Raw genomic sequence first — 22,496 nt, 5'->3', positions numbered from 1 at the left:
CTCATATTTAATTTTCATAAATAATATCAAAGCACATATTGCGCTCTAAATAATCGGCTATGAAAAAATTAGTTTCATTTGCAATCACGCTCTCCCTGCTTAGTTCGTGCGGACTAAATGAACTTGAGGATGACATATCTAGCATCAACGATAGATTGTCGCAACTAGAAAAAGATGTTGATGTTCTTCAGAAGGATGTTGAGTTGCTAAAATCTGAAGTCCAACAATTGGGAGAGGATGGTAAGCTTTATGCTTCTGAAATCAAACATCTCAATTTGGTCTTTGATCAACTCTCGCAAATACTTGAAATCTCTCAAACGGGGGATTCGTTATCATCTGGAACGGTTGACGGACTCAAACTACTCCTCACAGCATTTCTGGAACACAGCGATACAGAGAACCTAAATGCAACACTATCTAACTGGATAGCTCAAATTGACCTAGCCACATCAGGTGTCGACTCCTTAACGAGTGCCAATAACGCCATAAGCTTAAACATCGAAGTGATCCAGGAAATGGTTGATGGATTGAATACTGAGATCAACACATTGAAAGTAGTTTCAGTAGATCAAACTCTGAATGGCAATGTATTCAAAGGGCCTTTTATTAAGGGCTCTCTTCTAACTTTCTACGAAATGAATAATGAGTTCTTTTTGACAGGAAGATCTTTTACCTCAGCCATAAAAGACGAATACGGTTCATATGAGCTAAAGTTTTCTAATGCGAAAGGAAAACTATTTCAAGTTGTAGTTGACGGATTTTATTGGAATGAAGTAACTGGCTTTAACTCCAGCTCGAAGATTAACTTGTCTGGCGTATTTAGAATGGACTCATTAACTGCCATCAATGTCAATATTTTGACTCATCTGGAAAAGCCACGTGTGGAATATCTTGTTGAAACAGGGTTGTCGTATGACTCTGCAAAGCTCCAAGCATTGAATGAAGTTCTTGGCATTTTCGAAATTGAGAACCCAGGCGCATCAAGAGCAGAAGATATTGATCTTTCCCAGGCTGGAGAAATCGGTAAAATTGCATTTTCCGTTTCAACCCTTTTGCAAGGCTTTAGGACAGAATCGGAAATATCAGAGATTCTCACGGACATGAGTAATGATTTGAAAGAAGATGGTGTGATAAGCGACATTTCGCTAGGAAATGATCTAATGACTCATTTGTCTTACATTGACACCAGCTCCGTAAAGCAAGGCTTTATCAACAAATTTCAAAATACTATTGATTCTCAGGTACTATCGAAACTGGATTTCTCTTACCTCACACAATTCGCCTCCAAAACCCTCTATGTAAAAGACTATGATTTAATCAAATATGATCAATACCTGGTATTATACAATAGGGTCAATCTGCTATATGACGGACTAAGTAATGTAAGTTCAAGCTCGTCCGTCGGAATAGGCAGCAGAGTTTTATCAGACGGAATGAGTCTAAAGGTAACTATCGAAAAGGCATCTGACGGAACCTATCCAACCAATTGGTATTTTGGGGCTAGCGAAACCTGGACATATGACATTGTGGATGGAATTATTTTACCAGTATTTTATGTAACCGGGAAAGGCAATCATGAACTCGAGGTCTACCCAGCCCCAGGAAACTATATAGTCAAATATTATGAAAGAGACTCTAGCACTCCAACCAGGACTAAGACATTGATGGTAAACTAAATTATTATACCTCAGAGTTCGAGGTAGGATATTGAAGCTTTCATACCAAAGCCCCCAAACCCAACGGTAACTTCCTCACTCTCACCCCTGTCAGATCAAAAATGGCATTGCACAGCGAAGGCGCTACATTGGCAAGACCTGATTCACCGGCGCCTTCGGGCTTTTCCTCATTTTGAATAATATAGGTTTCGCAAGGCGGGCATTCTTCAAACGTCAGCATGTTGTAATCGTGGAAATTGGATTGTGTCACCGCCCCGTTCTCCAGCCTAATGCCGCTTTTGTAAGTAGCCGTTAACCCCATCACAATAGAGCCCTCGGTTTGGGCCCGTACCGTGTCCGGATTGACGCAGATGCCAACATCCACCACAGTGGTGATTTTCACCGGCTTCACTTTTCCATTTTCCTTTTTCACCTCAATAACCATCCCGGTAAATGCGCCTGACCGCTCAAGAATAGACACTCCACGTCCGCCTCCTTCTTCCTTTGGGCCGTACCAATTGGTCTTTTCAGCCAGGGTTTGCAACACTTTCGTGTACCGGGGGTGGTTTTTAAGCATGTCAAGTCTGAAATCCAGTGGATTCTTGCCTGCGGCTATGGCCAACTCGTCGATAAACGATTCATGAGCAAAACAGTTGGTGGTGTGATACACCGCCCGCCAATAGGTAATCGGCACATAGTGTTTCTGAAGCACACCACTTATCCGGAAGTTGGGAATCTCATATTCTGTATTGATGCCCCCCATGAGCTGTCGGCCGGCTTCCATTTTGTCGCCAGTCTGGTTTTGTATTTCCTGAGCCACCACTTTATGCTCCAGCACCACAACTTTACCACCTGCCACTGTACCCCGGCAAACATTCAAAGACGCTGCCCGGAAAGGCCCTTGTGTAAGGTCGTCCTCCCTGGTCCACACCACTTTAACCGGCGCTCCTACTTGCAGCGAAATATCAGCCGCTTCCTCAGCCACATCGGTCATCGACCGGCGACCAAAGCCTCCTCCCATAAAGGTGTAGTTAATGGCTACATTTTCAGGGTCAATATTGAGCTGCCGTGCCAGTTGTGAGCGTATGCCATTAGGGTTTTGCGTTGAGCCCCAAAATTCGGCTTTTCCTTCCATCACGCTCACTGTAGCATTCATTGGCTCCATGCAAACATGGCTCTGATAGGGTGTTTCATAAACAGCTTCTACCACGGAGGCAGCGCCACTCGATTTGCCTAAGTCGCCTGCTTCCGCCAACGAAACTCCTTTTTTGGCGGCATCGGCTTTATACTTCTTGAGGATAGTAGCTGATGAGTTGTTCTCAAGACCGCCGGTGTCCCATTTGACTTCGAGGGCTTTCCTTCCCTGGTTCGCTGCCCAATAGTTGTCGGCCACCACGGCTACACCTTCTCTGGTATGCCCCAATACATTCCTTTGCGTTTTCACCACCGCCTTTACACCCGGCACCGCTTTAGCCTTTTCGTCATTGAAGCTGATTACCTTTCCCAAAAACACTGGTGACCTCTCCACGGAGGCGTACAGCATCCCTGGCACTTGGATATCAAGTCCGTAAACAGCAGCGCCGTTGGTCTTGTCTGGAATGTCTCTTCGGGCTGTGGATCGTCCAATGACTTTGAAGTCACCGGGTGCTTTCAACGGAGGGCTTTCCGGCGGCGTCAGTTTTGAAGCCTCCTCCACCAGCTCTCCGTAGGTGAGTTTTTTGCCAGAATTATGGATGATCTCGCCCAGGCTGGCTTTGCATTCGCTCACCTCCACCTGCCACCTGTTAGCGGCAGCCTGTCTGAGCATTTCACGGGCGGCAGCTCCCATGTTTCGGAGGTTAGCATATTCGGTCTGAATACTTCTGCTGCCGACTACCATTTGGCTGCCATATCTTTTCTCATCTGCCGCCGACGGCAAAATTTCGATTTGCTCCACATCCACTTCCAGCTCCTCGGCCAGTATCATGGGAATGGCCTGAAACGTCCCCTGCCCCATCTCTGGCCGATGGTTGTAAAGCAGTACCCGCCCGTTTGTGTTGATGACAACAAACTGATTGAGGGATATGTCGGAGCCCCCGGCAGGGTCAATCGTCGTCACCTTATTTTCGCCACCTTCACCAGGTGAACAGCCGATCGCTAAAAAGGCGCCTGAAACGGCCGTTAGTCTTAAAAACTCCCTTCTTGGAAGCTTTCCTGACCTTTCTTGCGTGTTAGTTGATATCGTTTTCATAGGGGTTAGGCTTTCTGGTTGATGGCTACAGCTTTGTCAATTGCCCTTTTCACACGAACATAGGTGCCGCAGCGACAAATGATGGGGGACATATAAGCATTGACCTGCTCCTCGCTGGGCTGCGGATGCTTGCTCAACAAAGCCGCAGCCGCCATGATTTGGCCCGACTGACAGTAGCCGCACTGTGGCACTTGCTCTTCCTGCCACGCTTGCTGAACCGGATGATCGTTATCAACTGACAAACCTTCGACAGTCGTGATAGATTTACCCGTGGCACCGGATACTGGCGTAACACATGAACGAACCGGTTCGCCATCGATATGAACGGTACAGGCACCGCACTGCGAAATGCCGCAGCCAAATTTGGTACCCGTCAAAAGAGCGAAGTCCCGAATAGCCCAGAGGAGAGGCATTTGTGGATCGACCTCCATGGAGTAGTCTTTGTTGTTGATGCGAAGGGTGAGAGATGCCATAGTCAGACTTTTAGTATGCTTTAAGTTAGCTATTTAACCGGAGAAATTAAAAACCACCGCCATCCAGTAGCTGCCCCTCTCTTTCAGCGTTCACTCGTGCTTATTACAAGAAAAAATCAAATTTACTTGTCTTTATGTAAAGTTAACTTTACTTTTAGTCTTCTTTTAACGACTAAATATGTGAATCATGCAAAAATCGATTGTTCCAAGTTTTCTATATCCGCATTGGACCAAAGCCCTCGGTGGGGTCACCATACTTTTTGGACTCATCGTCTTCTTTCGCAGACTTACCGAGTATCAAATAATGGATTTTGCAGGACTTAGTTTTCCTGTAGCTATGGGCCTTATTGTGATTTTTTTCTCACGGGAGAAGGTATATGATGAAAGGATAGCTTATCTCAAATTCAGGTCATTGGCCGCAGCAGTTCCTTTAGGCGCCGTGGTAACAATGCTTATTAATTATGTTCAAAACTACGAGGGCTATTCCATTGAAACTGATAGCTGGTATTCCATTTCGGCCTTTGAATACCTGTCTATCACGCTCATAATTGCTATTGGGTGGTTTCAATATTTAAGGGTGAAGGAATAGCCATATGACAAACTCAATAAAAGTAGAGCGAGCCAGGAACAATTTCACCCAGGCCGATCTGGCTGACAAGGTAGGTGTTTCACGACAAACCATTAACTCCATTGAGACCGGGAAATTCATCCCTTCTACGCTCCTTTCTCTTAAGATTGCGCACGTTTTCAATGAGAAAGTTGACACTATATTCTCCCTGGAGGACGACGACTGGGAAGTATAGTACCTTACAGGCCAGCTACTTAAGAGTATCTCGAGAGAGATGAATCGGGGACACTAATCCTTAATCAGGTACTTCTGCACTTTCTTCTTCAATGCATCCTTGTCGGCCGATACGTGGGGGTCGGAGTAGATTTTGGTGATCAGGTGATACAACACATCTTCGTTGTAACCCATTTTAGACGCCATCTTAGCACAATAGGTAATCTCTTCTTTGTAGAGGCGGCCGTCAATCTTCATTAGCTGAACCACCCGGTACATATACTCGTACTTTTCGTCATCGGAGAGGTCTGCCAGATTGCCTACTTCATGAGTCTCGTCAAAAGCCGTGGCAATATCTTCCTCAGTAAGACCATTGGCTTTTCCAACTTGCCTTATCAGGTCGATTTCATCCTGCGACACCACCCCATCTATTTTGGCCAGCTGCACCAAAATCTGGAGCTGTGAACGGGACATATACTGACTTGTAACTGTGCCCATGGTGAATTGACTAATACTACTTAGGTCGAATTAACTCGCTTCTGAGTTGTGAACCAGTAAAAATAGCAAATAATGTGAAATTAACAGGATATAACCGATCAGGAGCTCGTAGTTGTTTTAAAAATGCTTTTCTTTATTTATTAAGTACAAAAACTTATCTGGTGATTCAATATAATCGGTCAATAAAATGAATTTTCTCGCCCACATATACCTTTCTGGCCCCGAAAGCGACATACAGTTGGGTAACTTTATTGGCGACTTTGTGAAAGGCAACCAGCTTGCCGAGTTTCCCAACCCCATTCAGGCAGGCATCATACTCCACCGGCACATTGACACCTACACCGATACCCACGAAGTGGTGAGAGAAAGTAAGCTAAAATTACGGGGAGACTTTGGACACTATGCCCCCGTCATTGTCGATGTGTTTTACGACCACTTTCTGGCAAAGGATTGGCAAAAGCATCACTCACAAGATTTGAAGGCATTTACTGAAGATTTTTACAAGTTGGCCAAATCGAGAGGGGCTGACTTACCACCAAGAGCGTCAAAAATGCTGAGTTACATGAGCGCCGATAATTGGCTGTACAACTACCAATTCGTTGAAGGAATTAAATGGACACTTACCGGCATGTCGAGAAGAACTTCGTTCAATTCGCATATGGAGCTTGCCCACAAAGCACTCGAAGCGCACTACGCCGCTTTCGAAAAAGAATTTAACATCTTTTTCCCTGATCTTATCCATTCATCGAATCAATTCCTTGGGGAGCTCAAAAACAGGTTTTCCTTGTAACTTTACCCCATGATTGTTTGCAAACCGAAAATCAATACCTATTTCAGTATAGCCGTTTTTGAAGTAGTCGCCGGCGGCCTCCTGTGCCTTATCTATTACCAACTACCCAACATGGGGCAATGGAAATGGCTAGGGCGCCTGCTGATTCCTATTCTTATCGGCATTATGCTGGCTATCCTTGTCAAAGTTATTTGGTCACTCAAAAACGTGAAGGTGGCCAAAGAACGTTTTGAGGTGTTTTTCCCGATCAGGCGAAAAAAATTAACCTACACAGGTAAAAACCTGCAGAAATGGAAGGAGGAAACCATCAAAACTGCCGGAGGGGTTTACAAGGAAGTAACGCTTATATTTGATGACGGCAGGAAAATAAGCGTGAGCCAGCAGGAGCACACCGACTACGCACAGCTGCTAAAATATATGCATCAAAAATTCAGTAAAGTAAAGGCATGAAGGAGGTGCTACTTGTGGGCGCAGGTGGCTTTGCCGGAAGCGCAGGCCGCTACCTTTTGACACTGGCAGGCGCCAAATGGCTGCCAATGAACTTCCCCCTGGGAACCTTCACAGCCAACGTATTGGGTTGCCTCGTCATTGGCGTGCTCATAGGAGCAGGCGTAAAGACGGAATGGATGACAAGGGATATATTTCTTCTGCTTGCCACGGGATTTTGTGGCGGCTTCACCACCTTTTCAACCTTCTCCGCTGAAAACATCAACCTCATTACCACCGGACATTACCTTCTAGCTGCTTTTTATTTCCTTAGCAGCGTGATACTAGGTGGCCTGGCAGTGCTTTTGGGCATGTGGTTGACTAAGTGAGTTGTCTTGAAACTATCTAAGGCAATTACGTTATTACAGTAATACATGGCCGTCGATAGCCTAATACATAACCGAATACCATTATAAGAACACATAACCCCTGATTCAATTGCAAAAGCTTTTTGATTTTACAACGATTATAAGAGAGGCCTGGCACGACTACGATCCCAGCCAATGCATCAAGTCCATTTCGGATATAAGTGCAAAAGTCTCTACCAATTATGTATACCGGGTAAAGCTAGAAGATGACAGCCTGGTGATTGCCAAGCTTTCTTATTTCGGGCGTTACCAGCACTTTGTAGAGGATCATACCATCATCAACGCCCTGGCCAACAACCTGCCCGATCCTTTTGAAAACTTTGTCGCAAAGTCGCTCACCAAGCACGGGCAGCTATTTACCTACCGGTATCAAAACAGCCTTCTGGATGCATGGGTTGTCTTTTATAACCCCATTAAAATAGATCAAAAGCCCCCCAAAAGACTAAACGAAACGCAGATTGGTATTCTAGGTGAAGAGCTGGCCAAATTTCACAAGGCCTGTAAAAAAGTCAGAAATACGCTACCCCGCAACTTCAAGCAAGCCAAGGACGACCTTGACCAGCTGGTGGAAATACTGGACACTGCCCCTGGCCGCTTTGAATACCGTGGTCAAAGAGACACCATTCTTCAGCAATGCGAACTGCTCTATGAGAACAGCGATAAGCTGAAAGCGCACAACTTTGATACGATTCCTGTTTTTATCGACTGGAACATCGGAAACTTCTCCGTCACCAAGGACTTTAGGTTTTATTCCCGTTGGGACTACGACTGGTTTAGGATGAGCAGCAGGGTCATGGACTTCTACTTTTTCAGCCGGGTAACGTCAGATATCGGAGATCGTACTATATTTAGCTATCTGATTGATCCGTTGATGGAAGATCGTTTCTTGATTTTCCTTAAGGCCTATCATGCAATTTACCCATTATCCAAAGATGAAGTTTTATTCATGAAGGAAGCCTACCGTTTTTTTATCCTCAACTATGTGGTAAAAGATGGTCGCTATTTCTTTCATGAGCTTTATTCCAGTCGCCTGCGACAGGAAGCCTTCGAAATCTATTTTCCCCGCCTGGACAAGACCTTTGATGCTGATAAGATCTTCCGGGCTTTAAACCTGTAGTTCATGCGCATTAGAAGCTTTAAGTCGGTTGTTTCAAAATATAAAACGGTCTTTTTCGATGCATTTGGGGTATTAAAAAACCACAAAGGCCTTATTCCGGGTATTGAAAACACATTTACCTATCTGGAAGAACAAGGCATCAATTATTTTATCCTTACCAACGACGCCTCCAGAAGCCCGCTGCAACTGGCCGAAAAATATCAAAAAGTTGGGATACCCAGCATTACTGAAGACAGGATAGTATCGTCAGGAATGCTCGCCAAAGAATACCTAACCCTGAAGGTGAAAAAAGGGTCAGTTGCCTTTCTAGGCACCGAAGAGTCCGCCCACTATATCGAAACCAATGATTTGAAGACAGTCCCCATCTCAAAGCTGGATATTGCCAACGCCGACGATATCAATGCGCTGGTGTTTCTCGACGACGAGGGCTTCGACTGGAATCACGACATCAACAAAGTGGTGAACTTGCTGAGAATGAAAAACATTCCTGCCATTGTCGCTAACACCGACTACGCCTACCCGGTGGCCAAAAACGAAGTAGCTATTGCCGTGGGGAGCCTGGCAGATATGGTGGAAACCATCGTAGGGAAAAAATTCATTCGTTTCGGGAAGCCCGATGCTCAAATGTTCAATTTTGCTTATGAGCACTCTCTCAACAATGGAGTAAAGCCGGGAAAAGAACACATACTAATGGTGGGTGATACGCTCATTACAGACATTATTGGCGGTAATAAGTTTGGACTCGATACAGTACTGGTTCTCACGGGTAACACATTGCCAGAGCAAGCCGACTTGAGGATCAAAACGACGGGCATTATCCCGACCTACGTTTGTGAGTCGGCGGTGATAGAAAAAGAAGAATATCCGAACACTCCTTAGTGAAAAATAAAGTAAAACCGACCTTTGATCGTCTTCATAAGTAAAACATTGTTAGCATGATAAAAAGCTTCGGTAAGGCTCCCGAAAAAGAGGTAATCAATCGATCAGATCAATACCAGAAAGGAAGGTTTCAAAACCCGGTAAGCACCACGGCAGCTTCTCTTAAGGACATGCCCCAGGTAATGGGGCGTTACATGAGGCGGAAGACCGAGAAAGCCCCTACTAACGCTTACAAATTTGAAGAGGCCAATCGTGACATCATCAATGTGCTTGACAAGACCGGCATTTACCTCAACTGGCTTGGCCATGCGGCTGTGCTCATTCACGCCGGAGGTAAATACTTTCTGCTTGACCCTATGCTGGGAGAAAGGGCTTCACCCTTCCAGTGGATGGGGCCGAAGCGCTATGCGCCGTCGCCCATCGACCCGAAAAAGTTACCAGCTATAGAGGCAGTCGTACTCTCACATGACCACTACGATCACCTTGACTATTCCACTATACTGGCACTGAAAGGTAAAGTGAAGAAATTTATTGTGCCGGTTGGCGTGGCATCACACCTGAAGCATTGGGGCGTGCCGAAAGAAAATATTATTGAAAAAGACTGGTGGGAAAGCCACGAAGGCGATGGTTACACCTTCACAGCTGCGCCCGCCCGCCACTTCTCAGGCAGGCTGTTTACCAGAGACAATACCCTTTGGTGCTCATGGGTATTAAAGTTCGGAGAAAGCAATATCTACTTTGCAGGTGACTCCGGTTATTTTGATGGCTATAGTGAAATCGGGCAAAAATACGGACCATTCGATATGTCGCTCATGCCAATTGGCGCCTATGACCTAGCCTGGCAAGATATTCACCTTAACCCGGAAGAGGCTGTAGAAGCATTTCTTCAGCTTCAGGGCGGGCAGTTCTACCCCACCCATTGGGGCACTTTTGACCTGGCCCTGCACAGCTGGTATGAGCCCATTAAATGGCTAAACGAATTGGCCGACACGCACAAAATAAAAACCGTGACCCCGGCTCCTGGTGAATGGGTGCATTTATTCGACAACCCAACCGATAAGAATTGGTGGCGGAAATACTCCAGTGAGCTAAGTTTAAAGTGAGAAAAGAAGACTAGTGATAAAAAACTGCCCTGTTTTCACTTTTGGAGCAAACAGGGCAGTTTTTCATTTATTCACTCGCTTTGAATGCCTCAAAGCTCTGCACTTTCAGTGCCTCTGCTCCTACTTTTTCAATAGCCGAATTTAATTTCTGTAGCTCTTCGCCAGTCAAGGCAGCAAACTTCAACTGTTCAACTTTAAAATCAGCTTCCAGCGTGGCTATTCTATCCAGGTGAGACTGTGAAGGCCTGCCTGGGTAGCGGGTGATTGTGCCGTAAATTTGACTTATCTTCTCACTGAGTCGTTCGTCCTCATTGACATAGAAATCCCCTCCAAGAAACACCAGATTGTCTTTAAATGCCTGAACCGACCTGGCGTAGGCTGTTGCCTTCTTTGCCAGCTTAGGCTTGCTTTTGGCCAAATCTTCAGCTTGCTGCTGCAACTTCGAAGACACATCGTACACCCAGGCCATCTGCTCTGTCATGTCATAAAGTTTCCGCACAGTTTGCTCCTGCAGCTTTCGGTCTTCCACAGAGTGCGGCGACTTGGGGTCGTAGCCAACAGTGTAAGTAGTCTCAAACGTTTCCTTGCCCTTCGTCACCACTGCCCTATAGGTGCCGCCAGGCAGGTCAGGTCCAAAGACATTACCAATCAGCGACATTCGGTTGTTGGTAGGCGCTGCCTTTGGCTTGTCCATTCTGGTGGGCATGTCCACAATATTGACACCGGCCGACTTGCCAGCCGGAAGTTCCTTTATCATATCACCCGCCTCATCAAACACCTGAATGAACATTTTGCCGAACACATGCCGCTTCTGCTGAAAGTAGATGATGCGAGGAGCTCCATTGGGGTTCTGCCCTACAAATTCGCCTGCCCCACCGAACCAACCACCACCGAAATCAAAGTCTGAAGTATAGGCTTGAGGACTATCAAAAAAAGTAAAAGGTTTGTCCATGACCTCCGGAGTCAGTGCTCTCAGCGCTGACAAGTCATCGATGATGATAACACCCCGACCATGGGTTGCTAAAACCAGGGCATTGTCCCTTGGGTGAATCACCATGTCTCTAACGCCAACTTTCGGCACGTTGTTGGAGAACCTACCCCAATTTGATCCACCGTCCACTGAAATGTAGAGCCCGAATTCAGTACCAAGAAATACGAGATTTTGATTCACTAAATCTTCCCGCACCGACAAGGCATAGCCAGAGATGTCAGGTGTTGCAAGTGAAACCCATGTTTTACCAAGATCAGTGCTCTTAAACAAGTAGGGCTTTATGTCACCCATACGATGATGATCGAATGTGACATAGATCGTGTTTTTATCAAAATGGCCAGGCTCCACACTTGTGCACCAGCTTTTAGCGGGCAATCCTGAGATGTTGGGAGAAACATTTGTCCATGTAGTTCCTCCATCGGTTGTTACCTGCAGGTTGCCGTCGTCCGTGCCTGCCCAAATCAGCTTTTCATCGAGCGGAGATTCGGCAATAGCGTAAATCGTTGTATTGTTTTCAGCCGCTGAGTTGTCGGTAGATAGACCTCCGGACTGCTTTTGTTGCTGCCGGGCTGGGTCGTTGGTGGTCAGGTCTGGAGAAAGTCGCTTCCATGATTCTCCTTTGTCTTCCGACATAAACAAGAACTGGCTGCCAAAGTAAAGTCGTTTCGGGTTTGACGGGCTTTTGTGAATCGGCGCATTCCAGTTGAAACGAAACTCCGCTTCGCCAACCCTTGGGTAAGGTTTGATGTCCTTGCTATCAGCAGAGAGCAGGTTCACCCTGCTTATTTCACCACCCTGAGCTTCGGCATACACTACATTTTTGTCTTCTGAATCGACATGGGCCGCAAAGCCATCCCCACCAAGCACAAACTGCCAGTCTTTGCTGGCTATACCTCCCTGACTTTTGGATGGCCCTCTCCATGAACCATTGTCCTGAAGCCCACCATAAATATTAAAAGGCTCCTCCATATCAACACTGACATGGTAGTATTGTGCCAGCGGCAGGTTCATGAACATCGTGTATGTATTCCCATTGTCGAGCGTTCTGTAAAGCCCGCCATCAGTTCCTGCCAAATTGAACTTTGAATCGGTGGGATGAATCCACACAGCATGGATGTCAGAGTGCATGCCGCTGTCGATGATTTTAAAGGTAGCACCGCTGTCTTCCGACATGATCAATTGCAGCCCGCATTTATAAACAATTTTTTCGTTGGAAGGAGAAACCGTTAGTCTCGCAAAGTAGAAAGGCCTCACTTTATTGTTAAAATCGCCATTGACAAGGGAAAATGATTCACCTGCATTATCAGACCGGTAGAGTCCCTTCTCCTCCTCCTTGTCCGCCTCCACTGATAAGTAGATAATATTGCGATTAGACGGCGCAATTTCCACTGCCAGCCTGCCAAGTGTGCCCTTGGGCAGGCCCTGGGTGACTTTAGTCCAGGTCTTGCCGCCATCGGTAGTTTTATGCAATCCGCTTCCCGACCCTCCTGATCTAAACGAATACGGCGTACGGCGGAAGTCCCACATGGCTGCATACAGTGTATTCGGGTCTTCGGGATCCATTGTAAGGTCAGCGCAGCCAGTTTGAGGATTGACGTAAAGCAGCTTTACCCATGTTTCCCCGCCATCGGTTGTTTTATAAACCCCACGCTCTTCGTGGTCATTCCATAGGTGGCCCAGCACACCCACATACACGGAGTTTGAATTGGTGGGGTCAACAATAATATCACTGATCCTTTCGGAGTCTTTCAGTCCCATGTTTTTCCATGAAGAACCTCCATCGGTGGTTTTGTAGATGCCATCTCCCACTGACACACTGTTTCTTACCCAGGTTTCGCCCGTTCCTACCCACACAGTGTCGGGGTGGTTTTGATCAATGGTCACCTTGCCAATTGACTGGGTATGCTCGTCAAAAACTGGTGTAAACAAAGCCCCGGCACTCTGCGATTTCCATACACCCCCGCCGGCTGCTCCGACGTAAATAACTTCGGGCTTGCTGTTGACTACGTCGATATCAGAAATTCTTCCGCTCATAAGCGCCGGGCCGATGTGGCGTGCCCTGATGTCTCCAAAAAGGTCACTGGTTTTTATGGAAGGCTGGGCAAATAGAGAAAACGGAGATATGATAATGGCCGCCAGAACAGGCAACCACACAGATATAATTCTTTTCATAGAAATGGGGTTAACTGAATGCAGAAGATAAAGAGGCCCGCTGGAGTGCAGGCCTCCGGGTATTATTTAGGAAGTGCAAACACCGAATCGTCCAATGTGGCATTCAGGTCATAGCTGTCTACAACTATCTGCATCACAGTTTGACCTTGAAACTTAGTCGTCATCGAAAAAGGAAGCATGAAATCACCAACGGCATCATAATCACTCATGAAAGTTTCCACCGGTTGACCTTCCGTGGGCCCGGTTTTGGCGAAGGTTCTGACCATAATTGGCACATTATTGTCCTTATCGAAAAAGTGATATTCAATATCCCCACTTTTCTTCGTGAGCTTCACTTTAAAGCAATCAGTTCCTTCAATGTTCTCCTCTCCATCCAGTGCTACAGCGTGTCCTTTGCTTTTGTAGTCAATGAATTCATCCTCCATCTGGTTGTCCTCCATTTCTTTCACTTCTTCGGCAGTAAGCACTTTGGGTTCAGTAATTTGGGCCAGTGGATTGATCATCCATCCTTCTTTTCCGTCGTAAGCCTGAATGATCTTCTTTCCCTGAATGTCAATATCCATTCTAAACTTGTTGGGGTACTTCTGCGACATAATAGCTGGGAACTCAAGGCCACCCTGCAGCATTTTACCGGTCATTTTCATGCTCTTCAGGTTTTTCCAGTTGCTAAGCCCGCCTGTGATTTCGAAGTAGCTGGCCAGTATATCGTCAACATTCTGGGCCTGAGCGGTTGAAATTCCGGTGCAAGTGAGGGCCAAAATGATGACCAGATAAGATAAACGTTTCATAATTAATTTGATTAATGGTTCAGTATATTGAATTAGTAGCCTTTAAATAAAGGATATTACAGTTCAAAAGCTATTTTTTCCGTTTATACCAACTCAACAATTTGTTGCCAGCCTTAGACAAAACCCATCAGCCGCTGAGCACGGTTGCTTCGATTAAAGCGAAAAATCTACCCGATAGTAAAACAGCGGTAAAAACCCGAGTTGATATTCCCTGCGAATGGGGTCAGCAGAAGGGTCGGTTTGATCAGGCGCCCAGCTTAACTTCAGCACATTTTTGATGCCCAATACATTGACAAGGTCCACTGCAATCTCGTGGCTTAGCTTTGGTCTGTTAATGCGGTAGTTGATGCGAATATCGGCTCGGAAATAAGGCGGAAATTGAAGTGAATTTCTTGTTTCGTCAACATAAATCACCTCTTTTTCTCTTTCTGAAGCCACAGGATCTGCCGGGCCATACCTTCTGCCACCAGCTGTAGTGATTTTGCTTCCCAAGCCAATCAAATTGTCTTTTCTGGTCGTCCACTCTTTTGTGAAAAGTGCGTTGACTGCATAATTCCCATTAAAATCAGTGTCTCTCAGCACACCATCGCTGCCTTTGTATTTTGATTCAAACAGGGAAGTGGTGAGCATGAAAAAATAACCACCTGTAAAAGCCCTGTCGAGTGTAAATTCAATGCCATAATTTCTACTCTTTCCTGTGTTTACCAGGGAGTCGGGGAAGAATCGGGAAAAGCCTGCCCCTGTGTTGACCAGAGAAAAAGAGGAGCTGTTTCTCTCAACAGGAATATTAAACAAGTACTGATAATACACTTCGGTTTTGAACCGGATATTGGCAGTGACCATCTTAGCATACGAAGCCACATAATGAATACTCTTTGTAAAGTCCATCTCCCGATTGTAAAGACCTGAAGCTCCTGGCTTGGAGTAAAAGTAGAGGTAGGTTGGCTGTATTTGGCTATGAAGGCCTACTCCTGCATTCAGGCTCTGACCTTTTCCCATTTGCCAGGCCACCCCTGCTCTTGGCTCAATGGGTGAAAAGCTTTTGCTGAGGCTAAAGTATTGGCTATGCAGTCCCGACACCAAACTCAGTCTGTCGTTGAACTTGTGCTTCCACTGCACATAGGGCTGGAGAAGGAGAGCTTGCTCCTGTGAATTCCACCGTGTCGTAAACTCGCTGAAGTCGACTCCATTATCCTGAAGCACCCTTGCGCTGTCAAGAAAATTGAAACTGTACAGGTCGTTATTGAAGCCGTAAACAAGGGAGTTTTTTGCGTTCAGCTTTTGGTAAAAGGTGAGAATAGCTGAATATTTTGCCTGGTTGAACTGATAGCCAAGAATCTGAGGCAGGGAATCGACAGCATAAAATCCTTCGGCATCCACGTGCCTGTAGATATAATAATGCTGGGCATCCTGACTACCAGCAGAGGCTGCCAGCGTAGCTTTCATTAAAGTGTTGCTGCTAAGCGGCTTTGTATAGCTGAGTCCCGTTACGCCCATTTTGGTACTGAAATACTGATCCCGGTCGTTTTCTCCATACAGATTGCGCTCAGGCTTTTTCTGCTCGCTGATCAGGATATCAATGTCGCTGTCGCCACCAATGCCAAAAGCCGAAATACTTCCACCACCAGCCAGGGGAAAATTAAAGCGAAAGGCCATGTCCTGGTATTTGGGGACTGCTGATGTGCCGATATCAATTCCCAGGCTGCTGAACAGCGACAAGGTGGAATACCGGTAATTAAAAAGGTAAGAAGAAGTATGCTTCTTCGAAAGTGGTCCTTCCCCGAAAACCTCGGTGCCTAAAAACCCTAGCTGCCCGCTGAACTCGTGCCTTCGGTTGTTTCCATTTCTCATTCTCAGGTCAAAAACGCCGGCAATGCTATTACCGTATTCGGCCGGAAAAGCCCCGGTATAGAAATCGGAGTTGGCCAGGATCTTATTGTTAATGATGCTCACCGGCCCACCGGCAGTGCCCGGAATGGAAAAGTGGTTGGGGTTCGGGATATTGATACCCTCAAGTTGCCAGAGTACGCCTTGTGGAGAATTGCCTCTGATGACAATATCATTCCGTGAGTCGTCAGCACCCTGAACGCCGGCAAAGTTGGACGCCATTCGGGCCGGGTCGCCCCGGCTACCGGCGTACCTATCGGTTTCTTCTACAGTAAAAGCCCGGACGCTGACTACTGCCATATCGTTCATTGGCTCGTTGCTTGCCGATGCCTGAATCACAATTTCCTGCAGCGCTTCCACCGACTCCTCCATTTCAACAGCAAGCGAAAGTTCTTTACCGGAAGTAACCAGGATGTTGTTGAGTGATGTCTCTTTATAGCCGATAAACGAAAACCTGAAAGAACGCCTGCCAAGCGGCACATTTCTCAAAATAAACACCCCATTCAGGTCCGTGACGGTGCCTATAGCTCCAAGCGTATCCGCCAGCAAAACATTGACACCAGGAAGTGGCAGTTTGGTTTCTTTCTCAATCACTGTCCCAGTCACAGTTTGTGTAATCTGCGCTTCAGCAAGCGTCACACAAAAAAGCAAAGACAGGGCGCATAGCAATTTCTTTCCCATTCAGATGGCGTTAAAATAACCCGTATACAATAATAAATGAATTTATGCGGATTAGAGCTTTGTCCTCTGGTCAATACTTGTTAGAAAAACAGCCGGTGAATTTTGAACAACCTGGACAGCTGGTGAAGAAAAAATCCCTGGGGAAAATGAAATTTAACTACAAGCAACATAGCCATCGCAGCCAAAAAGTAAAAGATCGTCACTACCGAAATATCATAATTAGCTTCCATAATATTTTTGTTTAGTAGCCCGAAACAAAAGGTGCCGGCGGAATAGCTGATAACCTAAGATGGCGGTTTTAAAAAATAAGTGTGGGTTTAAAAAATAACCACTCCACCGGCTTCCTTTTTTTGTTTGATGATATCAAAGTAAGGGAATAGCGAAATGAATGTCATCCGGTTGTGCGCTGACAGGAAAAGAATGATTTGCAAAAAATCCAACAGCAGGAGTCAGCAGGAGATAGGATTTGCATTTTTTGCAAATCCATCCCCAAATGGAGATATTAGAGGGTCGAAAACGACAATTTCAATACTTATCAGCCTTCAAACCTTGAGTGAAACACCCAACATACAGGCGTCGTTCCTTGGACAAATCCGACTGAAGCTCCCGGCCAATATCGCCTTTGCCGAAGAACTGGCCGATTTGCTAAATATCAGCAGGGACAGCGCCTACAGGAGAATTCGGGGAGAAACTTTGCTCAGCATTGAAGAAGTCACCCTGCTTTCCAATAAGTTTGGCATTTCGCTGGACGCCCTGCTGGCTCAGACGTCAGAAACTGTCATGTTCCACGTAAGGCAGGTATCCACCACGGGCTTTACATTTGAGAAATATCTTGAAAGCATAAAGGGCAACCTGGAAACGATCAACAGTTTCCCCGATAAGGAGTTAGTGTATTGCGCCAAAGACATTCCCATCTTCTATTATTTCCCCTATCCTGAGCTGGCGGCATTTAAGATGTTTTTCTGGATGAAAACAGTGCTTCGCTACCCCGAGCTCGAAAACAAGAAGTTTTCTTCTTCCCATGTTTCGGGTGTGCTCAAGGGAATAGGCGATAAAATCTGGTCGCTATACGCCAGGATACCCAGCACAGAAATTTGGAGTGATGAAACGATCATTGTCGTGATCAAGCAGCTTCAGTTTTATCTCGAGTGTGGGCTGTTCGAGGACAGCAAGTCTTACAAAGTCATTCTTGGCCAGCTCAATGATATGATAGGCAACATCAGGCATTTTGCGGAGATAGGATCAAAATCGACTAAGCCTGGCGAACAGGGAGGTGCCTTCAGCCTCTATAAAAATGAAATTCTGATCGCCGACAATTCTATATTTTTCAAAATGAGCGACAAGCGGGTGGCCTTCCTGACGTACAACACTTTCAACATCCTTTCCACGTCCGACCCTTCTTTCTGCCGGTCTACTGAAGATCACCTGGCCAATTTGATCAATAAGTCCTCGTTGATCAGCAGTAGTGCTGAGAAAGAGCGAAGTAAGTTTTTTAATAGAATGGAAAAAGAAATAAAACTGGCAGAGGAGCACTTGGAGGAATAAAAAAAGCCGTCAATTAACGGCCTTATATTTTCACGTTCCAGAATCAAAGGGCTAAACAGCGAAACTCTCCCCGCAACCACAAGTGCGGGTCGCATTGGGGTTCACAAAGTGGAATCCCTTGCCATTTAAACCGTCGCTGAAGTCAAGCGTGGTGCCTATCAAATAAAGCAGGCTGCGCTTGTCGACAAGAATTTTAACTCCCTTGTCCTCGAAGATTTCATCAGTTGGTTTCAACTCTGAGTCAAACTCCAGGTTGTACATCAAACCCGAGCAGCCACCACCCTGCACTGCCACACGGATGTTGTGGTCGTTAGTGTGTCCTTCCTTTTCACGGAATTCAACAATCTTATTTTTGGCTATGTCAGTGATACCTATGTTCATAATTTTAAGTCATTGGGTTCAAAACGCAACTGTAAACTGTCATTGTGTTCACATCTCGTCCGTAATACAATTTGTCAAGCGCATCATACATGTTTTTGGCCCGGAAGTAAGAAGTTTGAAGCTCACGCATTTCCTTGGAAACCCACTGAATGGTGTAGCTGTACTCCTTTTCCCGATAGCTCTTCACGTAGTCGAGCATTTTGATGAGAGCCTCTACTTTGTCAAGCCCAATCTCTGTGCGAAACAGAAACGACTGATTGTGTCGGGGGTTGACGGTAATAAGATCCAGTTTGGCCTTACCTCCCTCCAACGTAGTATACTCAAAAATCAACTCGCTGCTTTTGAGGCCAAGGTAGGTCTTTATTTCATTTTGTACCCTGGCGGCATCGGCATGCACATCGGTTCTTATTTCCATCCAAACAACAATGTTTGATACTAGCTCCTAACGCATTTTTATAGCAAGTGATCTATAAATCAGCATTACTAGAAACTTTTCCGTAAGAAGAAAAGTTTCTTCAACTTTGCAAAAGTAATCAATCGGCCATCGGTTTCAAACAACCCTCCACCTGAATGACCAACGTAGAACATATTGGAATTGCTGTAAAAAACCTCAGTGAGGGGAACGCTGTTTACGAAAAGCTTTTGGGTGTTGCTCCGTATAAGAGCGAAGAAGTGGCCTCCGAAGGTGTAATGACCTCGTTCTTCAAGGTAGGGAGCACCAAAATAGAACTGCTTGAAGGCACTAACGACCTGAGCCCTATTTCAAAGTTCATAGAAAAACGAGGAGAAGGCATTCACCACGTAGCTTTTGAAGTGAATGACATAAAAACCGAGATGGAGCGCCTTCGAAAAGAAGGGTTTGTGCTATTGAATGAAGAACCAAAAAAAGGCGCTGACAACAAGTTGGTGTGCTTTGTACACCCAAAAGGAACAAACGGTGTGTTGGTGGAGCTTTGCCAGGAAATAAGATAATCATGAGTGAACAACCCAAAAGAACAGAACTAGGGGAGCTAGGCGAGTTTGGCCTTATCGACAGGATCAGCGATCGGTTCAAAAATAACAATGCATCAACCTTGAAGGGGATTGGCGACGATGCAGCTATCGTCAAAACGGGTGACAAAGTGATGCTTGTGTCTACTGACATGCTGATGGAAGGCATCCATTTTGACCTTTCGTACATGCCTTTGCAGCACCTTGGCTATAAGGCGGTGGCGGTAAATGTGTCGGACATTGCGGCTATGAATGGTATTCCCACGCAGATCACCGTCAACATTGGGCTAAGCAACAGGTTTTCGCTTGAGGCCATCGATGCGCTTTATGAAGGCATCAGGATGGCATGTGAAAACTACAAAGTTGATTTGGTAGGCGGAGACACCACGTCGTCGGCATCGGGACTAGTAATTTCTGTTACGGCAATTGGAGAAGCCGACCCGGAAAAGGTAAGCCTGAGAAGCGGCGCCAAAAAGGGCGACATAGTATGCACCACAGGCGACCTGGCAGGTGCTTATATTGGCCTGCAGGTGCTGGAGCGGGAAAAACAGGTTTTCAAAGCCAATCCGGATATGCAGCCTAACCTTGGCCCCTACGATTACATCGTCAAGCGCCAGCTTAAGCCGGAAGCACGCATGGACATTATTCATGAATTGAGAGAGCTGAATATCGTGCCCACTTCAATGATCGACATTTCAGATGGGCTAGCGTCGGAACTTTTTCACCTCTGCAAGCAATCGGGGCTGGGCGCAAAAATTTATGAGGACAAACTGCCTATCGACACGCTGACCTATAACACAGCCGTAGAATTCCAGCTCGACCCCATTACCTGCGCTCTAAATGGTGGGGAGGACTACGAGCTTTTGTTCACCATTAGTCAGGAGGATTTCGAAAAGCTGAAAAACCACATGGACATCCACTTCATTGGCTACATGACGGACGCCAAAGAGGGCAGGCATTTGATTACTAAAAATAGCAACGCAGTTGAGCTGAAAGCACAAGGCTGGAAGCACTTTTAGATGTTTGCATCGTTTTGTATCCTAGGTGCTATTGATTATGGAAACAGCAAAGATTGATAAAACGAAAGATTGGACTGTCGATGATTATCTCCTTTTAGGGGAGACCAATACTCCATGCCAATTAATCAATGGAGAACTGATCATAAGCCCATCACCTGCCCCTTTACATCAAATTGTGTTGAGCAACCTTAATGATGTCATTAAGGCTTACGGCAAGAAGGTCGATGGCTTGGTCTTATTCTCGCCGCTCGATCTTTATATTGACAATAGAAACGTTTTTCAACCTGATCTTATTTTCCTCTCAAAGAGGCAGATTGCCTATGTGACAGAGCGGGGTATTGAAGGGCCACCTGAGCTTTTAGTCGAAGTTATATCACCTTCCAATAGCTATACAGACAGGTACGAGAAAAAGAACGCCTATCAGAAATTTGGGGTTCTGGAATATTGGATTGTTGATCCCGCCAACCAAACACTGGAGATTTACTATTCGGCAGACTGGGTAAAGCCCACGCTTTACCTGGCAGGGGAAGGTGTAGTTACTTCATCTGTACTCAATGAGTTGAATTTTAACCTGAAGGATTTATTCTGAAGTAAGAATAAAAAGGCCGTTTCCCTGATTTGAGAAACGGCCTTTTTATAACCAACCAAATTTAGTGAGCTTATTCTGACTTTTTTCCTTCCACCCTGGGAGTAATAATGATGTTTCTGAATTCAATAGCTCCATGATCTCCCTGAAACATTAGCGGGCCTGGGTCAGCCTCGTTGTTATCAAGAGCGCCCCCGGTCATGCCGGCAATGGCTTGGTCGCTGATAATTGTTTTGCCATTGAGCACTACTGTCACCCTCCTGCCTATTAACGTGATATCGTACGACTGCCACACGCCTGCGTCCTTTGCCACCATTTCATTGGGAGTGATAAGCCCATAAATGCCACCCAACAAGCCACTCGACGGCTCCATTCCTTTGCTGTCAACTATCTGAACCTCGTAGCGGCCACGTAGATAAACGCCGCTGTTGCTTCCTTTTGGGTAACGAAACTCGAGATGCAGTTTAAAATCGTTGAATTTTTGGTCTGACACCAGGTTGGCACCTGATTTTTCACTTGTCAGTACTCCAGACACCACCTTCCACTGGTTTTCTCCCATTGCACGCCATCCACTCAGGTCACGACCATTGAACAAAGTAATGGGCTCACCCCACTCTGGATTGTCCACGTAAGCCAGCTTTGGTGCTCTCGTCCCCACCCAGCTATATTTCTTCCCATCGGTAAACCGCATGGTGCCTTTCAGTTGATCGCCTGTCAATTGACCTTCAAAGGCCATGTCTCCTTCTCCCGGCTCCCATTGCACGGGAATAGCAAAGTTGAACTTCCCGTCCTTTGCCTTCACTTCAGCAATTGGCCGGGCGCTCCCGGAAGCATAACAAAACCTGCCCACCAGCGTGTGATAACCTGAATGCTGAATCTCTAACCAGGAAGGAAGCTCCGCCCCGTCTTTGGTGATCGTAAGGTTCCATCTTCCTTCAAGCGGATTGGCTTCCTGGGCGTAGACAGTATCAATAGCTACGAAGAGCACAAAGCTCAATAGCGATAAAGTAAATTTCAATAGCGTATTCATGGCGAATTATGTTTTAGAAAGTTGTAGCTGTAGAGTGTCGAAGTTA

The 22,496-nt window shown here is 46.0% G+C and carries 22 protein-coding genes; 13 read left to right on the top strand and 9 right to left on the bottom strand.

Going from position 1 to position 22,496, the window contains the following annotated elements; all coding sequences use genetic code 11:
- Nucleotides 1-59: 59 nt before the first annotated feature.
- Nucleotides 60-1,676, top strand: a complete 1,617-nt coding sequence (locus tag ACMVP2_RS15370) for a hypothetical protein (RefSeq protein ID WP_416864158.1) — start codon at nucleotides 60-62, stop codon at nucleotides 1,674-1,676.
- A gap of 40 nt (nucleotides 1,677-1,716) precedes the next feature.
- Here ACMVP2_RS15370 and ACMVP2_RS15365 read toward each other — a convergent pair whose 3' ends face one another.
- Nucleotides 1,717-3,885 (bottom strand): molybdopterin cofactor-binding domain-containing protein, encoded by a 2,169-nt coding sequence (locus ACMVP2_RS15365; RefSeq protein ID WP_416864157.1) that lies wholly within the window; start codon nucleotides 3,883-3,885, stop codon nucleotides 1,717-1,719.
- Between the two features lie 5 nt (nucleotides 3,886-3,890).
- Complete coding sequence (locus tag ACMVP2_RS15360) at nucleotides 3,891-4,358, bottom strand: (2Fe-2S)-binding protein (RefSeq protein WP_416864156.1); 468 nt, start codon at nucleotides 4,356-4,358, stop codon at nucleotides 3,891-3,893.
- A gap of 187 nt (nucleotides 4,359-4,545) precedes the next feature.
- On the opposite strand from ACMVP2_RS15360, the gene ACMVP2_RS15355 reads away from it, so the two are divergent.
- Together ACMVP2_RS15355 and ACMVP2_RS15350 are read left to right on the top strand one after the other, a co-directional pair.
- Nucleotides 4,546-4,947 (top strand): hypothetical protein, encoded by a 402-nt coding sequence (locus tag ACMVP2_RS15355; RefSeq protein ID WP_416864155.1) that lies wholly within the window; start codon nucleotides 4,546-4,548, stop codon nucleotides 4,945-4,947.
- Nucleotides 4,948-4,951: 4 nt separating this feature from the next.
- Nucleotides 4,952-5,161: a helix-turn-helix transcriptional regulator gene (locus tag ACMVP2_RS15350; protein WP_416864154.1), complete on the top strand. Its 210-nt coding sequence runs from the start codon at nucleotides 4,952-4,954 to the stop codon at nucleotides 5,159-5,161.
- A 53-nt stretch (nucleotides 5,162-5,214) separates the two neighbouring features.
- Here the strand turns inward: ACMVP2_RS15350 and ACMVP2_RS15345 are convergent, their stop codons facing one another.
- A complete protein-coding gene (locus tag ACMVP2_RS15345) occupies nucleotides 5,215-5,613 on the bottom strand; it encodes a TerB family tellurite resistance protein (protein ID WP_151997251.1) in 399 nt (132 codons plus the stop codon).
- A gap of 211 nt (nucleotides 5,614-5,824) precedes the next feature.
- On the opposite strand from ACMVP2_RS15345, the gene ACMVP2_RS15340 reads away from it, so the two are divergent.
- The 6 genes from ACMVP2_RS15340 (at nucleotide 5,825) to ACMVP2_RS15315 (ending at nucleotide 10,380) form a co-directional block, all read left to right on the top strand.
- Nucleotides 5,825-6,427 carry an ACP phosphodiesterase gene (locus tag ACMVP2_RS15340; RefSeq protein WP_416864153.1) on the top strand — a complete coding sequence of 201 codons (603 nt, stop codon included), beginning with the start codon at nucleotides 5,825-5,827 and terminating at the stop codon, nucleotides 6,425-6,427.
- A gap of 9 nt (nucleotides 6,428-6,436) precedes the next feature.
- On the top strand, nucleotides 6,437-6,877 hold the full coding sequence (locus tag ACMVP2_RS15335; protein WP_416864152.1) for a hypothetical protein: 441 nt from the start codon (nucleotides 6,437-6,439) through the stop codon (nucleotides 6,875-6,877).
- The gene (gene crcB, locus ACMVP2_RS15330) at nucleotides 6,874-7,242 is read left to right on the top strand and encodes a fluoride efflux transporter CrcB (protein WP_416864151.1); all 369 of its coding nucleotides are present in this window, start codon (nucleotides 6,874-6,876) and stop codon (nucleotides 7,240-7,242) included. The genes ACMVP2_RS15335 and crcB overlap by 4 nt, the downstream gene beginning before the upstream one ends.
- 109 nt (nucleotides 7,243-7,351) lie before the next feature.
- The gene (locus ACMVP2_RS15325) at nucleotides 7,352-8,398 is read left to right on the top strand and encodes a hypothetical protein (protein ID WP_416864150.1); all 1,047 of its coding nucleotides are present in this window, start codon (nucleotides 7,352-7,354) and stop codon (nucleotides 8,396-8,398) included.
- A 3-nt stretch (nucleotides 8,399-8,401) separates the two neighbouring features.
- Nucleotides 8,402-9,277, top strand: coding sequence for an HAD-IIA family hydrolase (locus ACMVP2_RS15320; RefSeq protein ID WP_416864149.1), 876 nt, complete (start codon nucleotides 8,402-8,404; stop codon nucleotides 9,275-9,277).
- A gap of 56 nt (nucleotides 9,278-9,333) precedes the next feature.
- On the top strand, nucleotides 9,334-10,380 hold the full coding sequence (locus ACMVP2_RS15315) for an MBL fold metallo-hydrolase (protein ID WP_416864148.1): 1,047 nt from the start codon (nucleotides 9,334-9,336) through the stop codon (nucleotides 10,378-10,380).
- A gap of 67 nt (nucleotides 10,381-10,447) precedes the next feature.
- Here ACMVP2_RS15315 and ACMVP2_RS15310 read toward each other — a convergent pair whose 3' ends face one another.
- From ACMVP2_RS15310 to ACMVP2_RS15300, 3 genes are all read right to left on the bottom strand, one after another.
- Nucleotides 10,448-13,543, bottom strand: a complete 3,096-nt coding sequence (locus ACMVP2_RS15310) for a WD40/YVTN/BNR-like repeat-containing protein (protein ID WP_416864147.1) — start codon at nucleotides 13,541-13,543, stop codon at nucleotides 10,448-10,450.
- A gap of 62 nt (nucleotides 13,544-13,605) precedes the next feature.
- Nucleotides 13,606-14,331, bottom strand: a complete 726-nt coding sequence (locus tag ACMVP2_RS15305) for a hypothetical protein (RefSeq protein ID WP_339786591.1) — start codon at nucleotides 14,329-14,331, stop codon at nucleotides 13,606-13,608.
- Nucleotides 14,332-14,484: 153 nt separating this feature from the next.
- Nucleotides 14,485-16,899: a TonB-dependent receptor gene (locus ACMVP2_RS15300; RefSeq protein WP_416864146.1), complete on the bottom strand. Its 2,415-nt coding sequence runs from the start codon at nucleotides 16,897-16,899 to the stop codon at nucleotides 14,485-14,487.
- 549 nt (nucleotides 16,900-17,448) lie between these two features.
- On the opposite strand from ACMVP2_RS15300, the gene ACMVP2_RS15295 reads away from it, so the two are divergent.
- Nucleotides 17,449-18,444 carry a helix-turn-helix transcriptional regulator gene (locus tag ACMVP2_RS15295; RefSeq protein ID WP_339786596.1) on the top strand — a complete coding sequence of 332 codons (996 nt, stop codon included), beginning with the start codon at nucleotides 17,449-17,451 and terminating at the stop codon, nucleotides 18,442-18,444.
- Between the two features lie 51 nt (nucleotides 18,445-18,495).
- Here the strand turns inward: ACMVP2_RS15295 and ACMVP2_RS15290 are convergent, their stop codons facing one another.
- Nucleotides 18,496-18,825, bottom strand: coding sequence for a HesB/IscA family protein (locus tag ACMVP2_RS15290; protein WP_151997262.1), 330 nt, complete (start codon nucleotides 18,823-18,825; stop codon nucleotides 18,496-18,498).
- Between the two features lie 4 nt (nucleotides 18,826-18,829).
- On the bottom strand, nucleotides 18,830-19,240 hold the full coding sequence (locus ACMVP2_RS15285; protein WP_151997263.1) for a hypothetical protein: 411 nt from the start codon (nucleotides 19,238-19,240) through the stop codon (nucleotides 18,830-18,832).
- Nucleotides 19,241-19,395: 155 nt separating this feature from the next.
- On the opposite strand from ACMVP2_RS15285, the gene mce reads away from it, so the two are divergent.
- Genes mce through ACMVP2_RS15270 form a run of 3 tightly spaced genes read left to right on the top strand, consistent with a single transcriptional unit; the run spans nucleotide 19,396 to nucleotide 21,423 of the window.
- The gene (mce, locus tag ACMVP2_RS15280; RefSeq protein ID WP_317489779.1) at nucleotides 19,396-19,797 is read left to right on the top strand and encodes a methylmalonyl-CoA epimerase; all 402 of its coding nucleotides are present in this window, start codon (nucleotides 19,396-19,398) and stop codon (nucleotides 19,795-19,797) included.
- A 2-nt stretch (nucleotides 19,798-19,799) separates the two neighbouring features.
- On the top strand, nucleotides 19,800-20,834 hold the full coding sequence (gene thiL / locus ACMVP2_RS15275; protein WP_339786602.1) for a thiamine-phosphate kinase: 1,035 nt from the start codon (nucleotides 19,800-19,802) through the stop codon (nucleotides 20,832-20,834).
- A gap of 37 nt (nucleotides 20,835-20,871) precedes the next feature.
- The gene (locus tag ACMVP2_RS15270; RefSeq protein ID WP_416864145.1) at nucleotides 20,872-21,423 is read left to right on the top strand and encodes a Uma2 family endonuclease; all 552 of its coding nucleotides are present in this window, start codon (nucleotides 20,872-20,874) and stop codon (nucleotides 21,421-21,423) included.
- Nucleotides 21,424-21,493: 70 nt separating this feature from the next.
- Here ACMVP2_RS15270 and ACMVP2_RS15265 read toward each other — a convergent pair whose 3' ends face one another.
- On the bottom strand, nucleotides 21,494-22,450 hold the full coding sequence (locus tag ACMVP2_RS15265) for a 3-keto-disaccharide hydrolase (protein WP_416864144.1): 957 nt from the start codon (nucleotides 22,448-22,450) through the stop codon (nucleotides 21,494-21,496).
- Nucleotides 22,451-22,496 lie beyond the last annotated feature (46 nt).

It is taken from the genome of Imperialibacter sp. (assembly GCF_048007035.1).
Classification (GTDB): domain Bacteria; phylum Bacteroidota; class Bacteroidia; order Cytophagales; family Cyclobacteriaceae; genus Imperialibacter.
This window is presented reverse-complemented; position numbering and strand designations above follow the sequence as displayed.